Below are 10786 nucleotides of genomic sequence, written 5' to 3' on the forward strand. Positions count from 1 at the left end.
GCGGGCGGGCCCGCATTCCTTGCTCAAGAAGCCTCGCGCAGGTGGTGGAGGAGCCGCTCCGCCACGGTCGTGACGTGGGGCGCATTCAGCAGCGTGTAGTGGTCTCCCTGCACCTCGTGCACGGTGACCCTGCCCGTGAGCCACGCGCTCCAATCCGACGCATCGGAAGTGGCGGCCCGGAAGAGCAGCGTGGGCCCCGCATAGCCTCCGTCCGGTACGTAGGCTCGCTGGGCGTCGTGGAGCCGCTGGTAGAGGGTGAGGAGTCGCTCCGCGCCATCCAGGTCCAGTCCGAGGTCGCCCGTCGGAGCGCTCCGGGCCTGCTCCAGCACATAGGCCAGTTGCTCCCGACCCTCCAGCCGTCGCAGCCGCTCCAGGTCCAGGTCCAACTCCTGCCATGGCAGGCCCAGCGTCCGGGCGAAGAGGCCCAGGAGGCTGAGCGTATCGGGCGCGGGCCGGGGCTTCGGCGTGGGCACCGTGGAGTCCAGCAGGGCCAACATCTCCACCGGCTCGCCCACGGCCTGGAGCTGGCGCGCCATCTCCAGGGCCACGAGTCCTCCGAAGGACCAGCCTCCCAGCAGGTACGGCCCCCGTGGCTGCACGGTGCGAAGCTGGGCGAGGTAGTCGCGGGCCAGGGCCTCGACGGAAGACGCAGGCAGCGCTCCTCCCTCCAGGCCGGATGCATACAGACCGTGGACGGGCCGGTGGCTTCCAAGCTGTCGGACCAGCTCGGTGTAGCCCAGGACGCCGCCGCCACCGCCATGGACGAGGAAGAGGGGGCGCAGGTGCGCGTTGCCTGCATCCAGGCGCATGAGGTTGGGCGTGCCCTGGGAGACGTCCTGTCGCGCCAGCAGTCGTGCCAGGTGCTCCACGGTGGAGTGCTGGAAGAGGGCGGAGACGGGAAGGGACCGGCCGGTGTGCTCGCGGATGGCGGCCATCAACCGCAGGGCCAGCAGCGAGTGGCCCCCGAGGTCGAAGAAGCTGTCGGTGATGCTGACGCGAGGCACGCGCAGCACCTGGGCGAAGGACCGCGCCAGTTGCTCCTCCAGGGGCGTGCTCGGGGCGACGTAGGCGTCGGACAACGCGGCGGATCCGGGCACGGGCAGGGCCTTGCGGTCCACCTTGCCGTGAGGGGTGAGGGGCAGTGCCTCCAGTCGCACGAAGGTGGACGGCACCATGTACTCCGGCAGCCTCGTTCTCAGGTGCGCGCGAAGGACCGCGGTGTCGATGGGCTCCGGGGCCACGACGTAGGCGACGAGGCGCTGATCGCCGGGCACGTCCTCGCGCGCCAGCACCACCGCGCGGCGGACTCCGGGCGCCGCCTCCAGCGTGGACTCGATTTCTCCCAGCTCGATGCGGAAGCCGCGCAACTTCACCTGGAAGTCGACGCGGCCCAGGTACTCCAGCTCACCGTGGGCCCGCCAGCGCGCCGTGTCGCCCGTGCGGTAGAGCCGCGCTCCCGACGCTCCGGAGAAGACATCCGGCACGAACTTGTCGGCGGTGAGTTCGGGTCGCTGGAGGTAGCCGCGCGCCACGCCCCTGCCTCCGATGAACAGCTCGCCAGGGACACCCGTGGGGACCGGCTGCATCCGCGCGTCGAGCACGTACACCTGGATGTTGCTCAATGGGCCGCCCAGCGTGGGTGGACCTCCGGCCCCATGCACCGCGCGAACCGTCGAGTCCACCGTGCACTCCGTAGGACCGTAGACATTGAAGGCGGAGATGCAGGGGTGCGTGGACAGCTTCGACCACAGCACTTCGTCCACCGCCTCGCCGCCCACCAGCACGCGCAGGGGCCGGGAGTCTCCAAGTCCCTCCTCCAGGAGCAATCTCAGATGTGACGGAGCGCAATCCAGCACGTCCACGCGGTGCCGCTCCACCCAGGCCTTCAGCAACGCCGCGTCCTCGCGCGCGGCCCTGGGCACCACGTAGAGCGTGTGACCGTCCGCCACCTGGACGAGTTGCTGCACCGACGCGTCGAAAGACAGGGGCGCATTGAGGCTGACGCGCAGGGCTCCTTCCGTGCCGGCGAAGACGGCGGAGGCCAGTGCCGCGCGCAGGTTCATCACCGAGCCGTGCTGCACCAGGACGCCCTTCGGACGGCCCGTGCTGCCCGACGTGTAGATGACGTAGGCGAGGTGTTCGGGCTCGGAGCCGCGGGACGGGTTGGTCCCGGGCTGTTCGTCCATGCTCGGATCCTCCAGACACACGGTCTCCACCGTGGCCCCGGAGAGCGTGTCCACCAGGTGGCGCTGGGTGACGACGAGGCGTGCGCCGCAGTCCTGGAGCATGAAGGCCAGGCGTTCGCGCGGGTGGGCCGGATCCAGGGGAACGTAGGCACCTCCGGCCTTGAGGATGCCGAGCACCGCCACGACCATGTCCACCCCGCGCTCCATGCACAGGGCGACGCGCGCTTCGGGTCCCACGCCGCGTCTGCGCAGCCAGTGCGCGAGCTGGTTGGCCCGCCGGTTGAGGACGTCGAAGGAGAGGGACGTGGCGTCATCGACGACGGCGAGCGCGTCCGGAGTCCGTGCGGCCTGGGATTCAAAGCGCTCGTGCAGGGCTCCGTCCCAGGGTTGCTCGCGGTGCGTGTCATTCCACCCGTGCAGCACCTGCTCCCGCTCCCCCGTGGTCAGCAGGGGCAGTTCGCCCACGCGCGTCTCCGGGCGGGACACCGCGGCCTCCAGGAGCGTGCGCAGGTGTTCCACCATCCGGACGACGGTGGAGGATTCGAACAGGTCCGTGCGGTAGCTCAGCATCCCGTGCAGGCCCTGGGGCGTCTGCGTGAGGGACAGGTCGAGGTCGAACTTCGTCGTCTGGAAGTCGTGCTCCAGGGGCAGGAGTCGCGGGGGTGTGGCGTGGCCTGAAGCACTGGACAGCGTCTGGGCGCCCGTCGGCGTGTTCTGTAGGGAGAGGAGGACCTGGAAGAGGGGCGAGTGGCCCTGGCTGCGCGGCGGTTGCAATGCCTCCACCAGCTTCTCGAAGGGAGCGTCCTGGTGTTCGTAGGCGGCGAGCGTGGTGGCGCGCACGCGGCCCAGCAGCTCGCGGAAGGTGAGCGTCGGAGCCACGTGCGTGCGCAGCACCAGCGTGTTGACGAAGAAGCCGATGAGGCCCTCCGTGTCCGCATGCGTGCGGCCGGCGATGGGGGAGCCGAGGGGGATGTCCTCCTGGCCGCTGTAGCGGGAGAGCAGCACCTGGAAGGCAGCCACCAGCCCCATGAAGATCGTGCCGCCCTCGCGCTGACACAGCTCCAGGAGGGCCTTGGCGAGTTCCGCCGGCAGCCGGACGGGAACCTGGGCTCCCCGGTGGGATTGGATGCGCGGGCGAGGCTTGTCGGTGGGCAGCTCCAGCAGGGGCGGCGCTCCGGCGAGCTGCCGACGCCACCAGGACACCTGATGCTCCAGGACCTCGTCCTTCAACCACTCGCGCTGCCAGACCGCGAAGTCCGCGTACTGGAGGGAGAGGGGCGGCAGCCGGGGCTCCTGGCCCGCAGCGTAGGCGCCATACATCGCGGTCAGCTCCCGCACGAGCACGCCCATGGACCACCCGTCGGAGACGATGTGGTGCATGTTCAGCGACAGCACGCATGCGTCCTCGCCCAGCCGCAGCAGCGAGACGCGGAGGAGCGGCCCGCGCTCCAGGTCGAAGGGGCGCTGTGCTTCTTCACGCAGCTTCTGCTCCAGGACTCCGTGGGCGACGTCCGGAGCCAAATCACCCAGGTCCACCTGCTCCAGGGAGAAGGGCTTCGCGGGGAGGATGACCTGCACGGGCTCACCGTCCCGCGAGACGAAGACGGTGCGCAGTGATTCGTGGCGCGCGACGAGCGCGGTGAAGCCCTTCTCCAGGGCGGCCACGTCCAGTGCGCCCTGCACGCGCAGGGGCAGGAAGAGGTTGTAGGCGGAGCTGCCCGGCTCCAATTGGTCGATGAACCACAGCCGCTGCTGCGCGAAGGAGAGGGGCAACGGACCCGTGCGCGGGATGGGCACCAGGGGCGGCGGGGGAGGCAGTGCCACCACTCCGCGAACGCGCAGGCTCCGAAGCACCTCGCGGGCCCGTCGGTGCGCTTCAGCCCAGGTCAGGGTCTGGCCCTCGTGCTCCACGGCGACCGTGTCCGGATGGAGACGTGCCTGCGCTTGCAGAAGCCGGTGCAGCCCGGCGTCCTCCGCCGTGGCGGAGTCAGGTGGGTTCCAGGCGTGGAGCAGGAGGTCGCGCTCCTCGGGCGTGAGCATGGGCAGCGCGGAGAGCCGGCGCTCCGGCTCACGGAGGGCGCCCTCCAGCAGCGTGCGCAGGTGGGCCACCATGCGGCGCGCGGTCGCAACGTCGAAGAGGTCGGAGTCGTACTCCAGCAGGCCCTTCAGTCCTTCGGCTGTGTCATTCAGCGCGAGCGTCAGGTCGAACTTCGCCGTGCCGCCCCGGGGTTCGAGCGGGTGGAGGCGCAGTCCCGTGCCCATCGTCTCCGGCATGGGCGCGTTCTGGTACGCGAGCATCACCTGGAAGAGCGGCGCGCGGCGCGGGTCGCGCTCGGGACGGAGCGCCTCCACCAGCTTCTCGAAGGGCACGTCCTGATGCGCATACGCACCCAGGGCCACGTCGCGCACGCGGCCGAGCAGCTTCCGGAAGCAGGGGTCGCCCTCCAGCTTCGTGCGCAGCACCAGCGTGTTGACGAAGAAGCCGATGAGTCCCTCCAGCTCCGCGTGTTGGCGACCGGCGATGGGCGCGCCGACGGAGAGGTCCTCCTGGCCGCTGTAGCGGGAGAGCAGCACCTGGAAGGCGGCCAGCACCACCATGGAGGGAGTGACGCCCTCACGTCGGCAGAGGGCATGCATCGCGTCCGACAGGTCGCGAGGGAACTGGAAGGTCACCACCGCGCCACGGAAGGTCCGCACCGGAGGCCGGGGGGAATCCGTGGGCAGCTCCAGTGCCTTGGGTGCGCCGTGGAGTTGCGTGCGCCACCAGTCCAGTTGGGGCGCCAGCGCCTCGTCGCGCAGCCAGCCGCGTTGCCAGACGGCGAAGTCCGCGTACTGCACCGGCAGTGGCTTCAGTAGGGGGACCCGTCCTTCCGTGTGGGCCGCATACAGCGTGGTCAGCTCCTCGAGGAACACCCCCATGGACCAGGCGTCGGAGATGACATGGTGCAGGGTCAGCAGCAGCACGTGGTGCCGCGCGTCCAGTCGCACCAGGAGGACGCGCCAGAGCGGACCGGCCTCCAGGTCGAAGACCTGCCGTGCTTCCTCGTCGATGAGGGCTTGAAGCTCGCGCTCGGCGTCGGGCACGGAGCCCAGGTCCATCCATCCCGCGGGCAGTGGTGGTGTGGGGGCGATGATCTGGACGGGACCGGACGCCTCCTCACGGAAGGTGGTGCGCAGGGACTCGTGGCGTTGGAGCAGGTCGCGCAGGCCGCGTGAGAACGCCGGCACGTCGAGCACGCCCTCCAGGCGCATGACGAAGGGCAGGTTGTACGCGGTGCTGTCAGGCTCCAGCTTCGCGAAGAACCACAGCCGCTGCTGCGCGAAGGACAGGGGCAGGCTCCCGTCGCGCGGCGCGGGCTGGAGGGGCGGCACCGTCAGCGTGGGTCGCGCCGGGGCCTGGATGTCCAGTCGGCGGGCGAGGGCCTCTACCGTGGGGGCCGCGAAGATGTCCGCGATGGACAGCTCCACCTGGAACGGGAACGCGCGCCGGATGCGCGAGAGGATCCGCGTGGCGCTCAGCGAGTGGCCGCCCAGCTCGAAGAAGTTGTCCTCCGCGCCGACGGTGCCCGTCTGGAGGACCTCTTCCCAGAGCGTGGCGAGCAGCCGCTCGGTGTCCGTGCTCGGCGTGCGCGTCCGGGCGCGTGCCTGGAACGTGGAAGGCGCGGGCAGCGCCTTGCGGTCCACCTTGCCGTTGGGCGTCAGTGGCAGCGCGTCCAGCCGTCCCACGGCGGAGGGCACCATGTAGTCGGGCAGTCGTTGCTGGAGGAACGCGCGCACCGCTGCGGCCTCCAGCGACTCCGGGCCCACGACGTAGGCGACGAGTCGCTTGTCTCCGGGGACATCCTCGCGCGCCACCACGACGGCGTCGCGGACGTCGGGGCAGGCGCGCAGCGCGGCTTCGACTTCGGCCAGCTCGATGCGGTAGCCGCGCACCTTCACCTGCGCGTCGGCGCGACCGAGGAACTCCAGCACCCCGTCCTCGCGCCAGCGGGCAAGGTCGCCGGTGCGGTAGAGGCGGGCCCCCGGCACGGCGGAGAAGGGGTCGGGCAGGAAGCGCTCCGCGGTGGGACCGGGCTGACCGACGTAGCCGCGCGCCAGGCCCTCGCCACCGACGTGCAGCTCGCCAGTGACACCTGGAGGCACGGGCTGTCCGGATGCATCCAGCACGTACACCTGCGTGTTGCCCAGCGGGCGGCCCAGGGGGACGGAGGCTCCCACCTGTGACGCCTCCGTGAAGCGGTGGCTGGTGGCGAAGACCGTGGTCTCCGTGGGGCCATAGCCGGCGGTGACGGGAAGGCGAAGGTGCTCCAGCACCCGGCGCACGTGTGGCGCGGAGATGACGTCACCGCCCGTGAGCACCTGTCGCAGTGAGCGCAGCGCGGGCAGGTGTGCCTCCACCACCTGGGTGAAGAGCCCCGCGGTGAGCCACAGCGTCGTCACGCCGTGGCGCACCAGCACCTGCTCCAGTTCGTGCGGATCCGAAGGCGGGTGCGCGGGGAAGACGGCCAGCTTCGCGCCATGCAGCAGCGCGCCCCAGACCTCCAGGGTGGAGGCGTCGAAGGCCAGGGGCGCCATGAGCAGCAGCGTCTCCTCCGGCCCGAAGCGGGCGTAGTCCACGCCGAAGAGGGTGCGCAGCACGGCGATGTGAGGCGTGCCGACGCCCTTGGGCCTGCCGGTGGAGCCCGAGGTGAAGTCGATATACGCGAGGCTGTCGGGCAGGGCCGCCGGTGGGGGCGCGTGCGCTGGGAATGACTCCAACGCCAGCTCGTCCAGCACCACGGGGAGCAGTCCCTCGCGGGGAAGGCTCGGCAGCAACGCGCGCGAAGTCACCAGGACGTGAGGGCTCGAATCCTCCACCATGGCGGCCAGGCGCTCGCGCGGGTAGGCCGGATCCAAAGGCACATAGGCCCCGCCCGCCTTGAGGATGGCCACCACCGCGACGATGAGCTCCAGGGAGCGTTCGAGCGCGAGTGCCACGCGGGAGTCGGTGCCCACGCCCAGCGAGCGCAGGTGCCACGCGAGTCGGTTGGCGCTCGCGTCCAACTGCCGGTAGGTGAGCTTCGCCTCGCCGGACTCGACGGCGACCTTCTCCGGGAAGCGGGCCGCCACGCGCGCGAAGATCTCCGGCAGGGTGGAGTCCCGTGGGAAGTCGGAAGCGGTGGCGTTCCACTCCACCAGCACCCGCTGGCGCTGCTCGGATGTGAAGGCCGCGCTGGCGTCACCGAGTGGTGCGCTACCAGCGGGGGCTTCCAATTCGCGCGCCACGTCTTCCAGGGGAACGGTCGGCACGGGCCTCACGCGGGCCTCGTGCTTCTTGCTCGCTGCCGGTGCCGGTTGAGTCCTTCCCGCGAGAGCCTCATCGATGAGGCGGGCCACGGCCTCAAGGGTGGGTGACTCGAACAGGCGCCGCAGGGGCAGCTCCACCGCGAAGGCCTGTCGGATGCGGCTGAGCGCCTGCGTGGCGAGCAGCGAATGGCCTCCCAGGTCGAAGAAGTGGTCTTGGGCTCCGACGCGTGTGACGCCAAGCAACTCCTGCCACAGCCCGGCCAGCCGCTGCTCGGTGGGCGTGCGCGGCGCGACGTACTCCCGCGTGCCACTGCCCGCGAGGTCTGGCGCGGGCAGCGCCTTGCGGTCCACCTTGCCGTTGGGCGTGAGCGGCAGCGCGGTCAGCACCACGACGGCCGAGGGCACCATGTACTCAGGCAGGACGTCCTTGAGGGCCGCGCGCAGGGCGTTGCCATCGGTGGCCACGCTGTCGCGAGGCACGGCATAGCCCACCAGCCGCTTGCCGCCGGGCCCATCCTCGCGCGCCACCACCACCGCTTCCCGGACCCACGGCAGCTTCCCCAGCGCGGCCTCCACCTCACCCAACTCGATACGAAAGCCGCGCACCTTCACCTGCGCATCCGCGCGGCCGATGAACTCCAGCGTGCCGTCCTCGCGCCAGCGCACCACGTCGCCGGTGCGGTACAGCCGCGCTCCCATCTCTCCGGAGAAGGCATCCGGCACGAAGCGCCCCGCCGTCAGCGACGGCCTCCCCGCGTAGCCGCGCGCCACGCCCACTCCGCCCAGGTGCAGCTCGCCCCTGACGCCCACGGGCACGGGCTCACCCCGCGCGTCCAGCACGTACGCGCGCACGTTGGCCAGCGGCCGGCCGATGGAAGGCACGCGCCCGTCCGCCACGCACCCGGTCAGCGTGGCCATGACGGTGGCTTCCGTGGGGCCGTACGTGTTGAGGAACACCCGGCCCGGAGCCCACCGCGACACCACCTCCGAGGGCAGCGCCTCTCCTCCTGAAATCACCGTCCGCAGCGCTGGGAGTCCCTCCGCCGGCGTGGCCGCGAGCGTCGCGGGCGTGAGGCTGATGACGGTGAGCGCCTCGTCACGCAGCAGCGTGCGCAGCGGCTCACCGGGCATCAGGTCCTCCAGCGGCGCCAGCACCAGCGTGGCCCCGCTGCACAGGGTGGTGAAGATCTCCTCCACGGACAGGTCGAAGGACAGGCTGGCGAACTGCAGGACGCGACTGCCAGGCCCGATGCCGTACGCCGAAGCCTCATGGGTGACGAGGTTGCAGACACCACGGTGCTCGATGGCGGTCCCCTTGGGCGTGCCCGTGCTGCCGGACGTGTAGAGGACGTAGGCAAGGTTTCGGGGACCCACACCGGAGTCCAATGGCTCGGGACTTTCACCCGTGAGCGCATCCCGCTCCGAATCCAGACACAGGGCCCGCGCACGGTGCGCCTCCGCGAAGCGCTCCAGGAGCGGAGCCTGCGTCACCAGCACGCTCGCGCCGCTGTCCTCCAACATGAAGGCCAGTCGCTCACGCGGCAGCAGCGGATCCACGGGCACCCAGGCGCCGCCCGCCTTGAGGATGCCAAGCAGCCCCACGGCCACCTCCAGGGAGCGCTCCACGCTCAGGGCCACGCACACCTCGGGCCCCACGCCCCGGCGGCGCAGCGCGTGCGCGAGCTGGTTGGCGCGGGCATCCAGTTGCGCGTACGTGAGCGATTGCCCCCGGAACTGGACGGCCGGTGCCTCGGGCGTCCGCCGCGCCTGCGCTTCGAAGAGCGCGTGCAGGCAGGTGGCGTCGGGGAAGGGCGCGGCGCTCCCGGTCCACTCCCGCTGGACCCGTCGCCGCTCGTCCGCGTCCATGAGCGGCAGCTCGGAGATGCGCCGGTCCGGAGCCGCGGCCGCGCCCTCCAGCAGGGTGCGCAGGTGCCCCAGCAGTCGCTGGATGGAGCCGGAGTCGAAGAGGTCCGTGTTGTATTCGGCGGTGAGGCGCAGGCCCTGCGGCAGCTCTTGTGCGAGCAGCGACAGGTCCGTCTTGCTGGTGCGGTTGTCCACCGGCTGCGCGTCCAGCACGAGCCCCGGCAATCTCAAGGGCGGCAGGGGCGCGTTCTGCAGCGTCAGCGCCACCTGGAAGAGGGGATTGACGCTCAACAGGCGCTCGGGCTTGAGCGCATCCACCAGCTTCTCGAAGGGCACGTCCTGGTGCGCGTAGGCCTCCAGCGTCGTCTCCCGCACCCGGCCGAGCAGCGCGCGAAACGAGGGCTGCCCGGACAGGTCCGTGCGCAGCGCGAGGTAGTTGGTGAAGAGCCCGATGAGGCCCTCCAGCTCCGCGCGGCCACGGCCGGCCACGGAGGTGCCCACCACCACGTCCTCCTGTCCCGTGTAGCGGGAGAGCAGCACCTGGAAGCCCGCCAGCAGCACGCCGAAGAGGGTGGTGTTTTCCGCGCGGGCCAGCACCTTGAGCGCCTCGATGAGCGCGAGGGGCAGCACTTCGTTGATGCGCGCACCGCGCCCGGAGAGGACCGCGGGGCGGGGCCGGTCGGTGGGCAGCTCCAGGAGGGCGTCCGGATCCAACCGCTCCCGCCACCAGCGCAGGTGGGAGTCCAGCACCTCGCCCTGAAGGGACTCACGCTGCCAGGCGGCGAAGTCGGCGTACTGCATGGGCAGGGGAGGCAGCGGCGAAGGCTGGCCCGAGGCCAGTGCCGGGTACAGCGCCCCCAGCTCGCGCACCAGCACCCCCATGGACCAGCCGTCCGTGATGATGTGGTGCAGCTTGAGCAGCAGCAGGTGTTCGAGCGGCTCCAGCCGGTACAGGAGGGCGCGCAGCAGCGGCCCCTTCTCCAGGTCGAAGGGCTGGCGCGCTTGTTCCGTGAGCTGGCGCAGGGCCTCGGCCTCCCGCTCCTCGGCGGGGAACCCCTGGAGGTCCACGACCGTCAGCGCCAGGTCCAGGTCTGGAGCGATGCGCTGGAGGGGGCGACCGTCCTGCTCGATGAAGGTGGTGCGCAGGGGCGCATGACGCCGCACCAGCTCCTGGAGGCTGGCACGGAGGACGGCCGCGTCCAGCGCGCCGGAGAAGCGCACGCGGACAGGGATGTTGAAGGCGGCGCTGCCCGGACTCAGTCGGTCCTGGAACCACATCCGCTCCTGACTGAAGGACACGGGGGCCTGGACGGTGGTGCGGGCCGCCTTGCGCAGCAGCTCGGCCAGACGCGCTCGCTTCTGCGCCGGCGTCACCGTCGCCTCCGCGCCATCCCCTTTCGGCCGATATGTACTCATCCTCCGAGGATAGCCGGACAGGGAGGAACACTGGG

Annotated in this window: 1 protein-coding gene; it reads right to left on the reverse strand. The window is 71.0% G+C overall.

The window, feature by feature from the left end:
* Positions 1-23 precede the first annotated feature (23 nt).
* Positions 24-10751 (reverse strand): non-ribosomal peptide synthetase, encoded by a 10728-nt coding sequence (locus D7X74_RS01145; RefSeq protein ID WP_120531028.1) that lies wholly within the window; start codon positions 10749-10751, stop codon positions 24-26.
* Positions 10752-10786 lie beyond the last annotated feature (35 nt).

Origin of the sequence: Corallococcus sp. CA047B (assembly GCF_003612065.1) — a bacterium.
GTDB lineage: Bacteria > Myxococcota > Myxococcia > Myxococcales > Myxococcaceae > Corallococcus > Corallococcus praedator.

Coding starts and splice junctions, on each gene's coding strand:
- D7X74_RS01145 (WP_120531028.1), bottom strand. CDS start 10,751: ATGAGTACATATCGGCCGAAAGGGGATGGCGCGGAGGCGACGGTGACG.